Annotated in this window: 1 protein-coding gene; it reads left to right on the top strand. The window is 44.9% G+C overall.

Going from position 1 to position 523, the window contains the following annotated elements; genetic code table 11:
* Window positions 1–52: 52 nt before the first annotated feature.
* Window positions 53–523: DEAD/DEAH box helicase family protein (locus tag C1I98_RS41025; RefSeq protein ID WP_199537589.1), on the top strand; the 471-nt coding region annotated here is incomplete at its 3' end.

Raw genomic sequence — 523 nt, forward strand, 5'->3', positions numbered from 1 at the left:
GGCACGAGCTGGTTCTCTAACAGCTAATGCGTCGAGATTCATGCAATGGCGGTTGCCTGAGGAAGTGAACGGTAGTTCTAAACCGCTATTTCAGCTAGAAAGCCTTATTCGAGGAATGATGAACCCAATCACTTTGTTGGATTTGATTCAGAACTTTATCATATTTGAAACAGATGGCGATAAGACAATCAAGATTCTTGCCGCGTATCATCAGTACTATATGGTTAACAAGGCAGTGACATCTGCTAAGCGTGCTGTTGAGACACCGGGTGACAATCAAATTGGTGTTGTTTGGCACACGCAAGGATCGGGAAAATCGTTGTCGATGGTCTTTTTCTCTGGAATTGTCGGTCGTGAACTCGGCAATCCCACGATAGTTGTCATCAATGATCGTAACGATTTGGATAATCAACTGTCAGGCACGTTCGCAGCTGCAAGTGAATTCTTGGGTCAGGAGCCTAATCAGGCCGATTCACGTGAAGACATGCGTCGTCTATTGAGTGTAAATTCTGGTGGTATTGTG

The organism is Spongiactinospora gelatinilytica, from assembly GCF_003236385.1.
Lineage (GTDB): Bacteria > Actinomycetota > Actinomycetes > Streptosporangiales > Streptosporangiaceae > Spongiactinospora > Spongiactinospora gelatinilytica.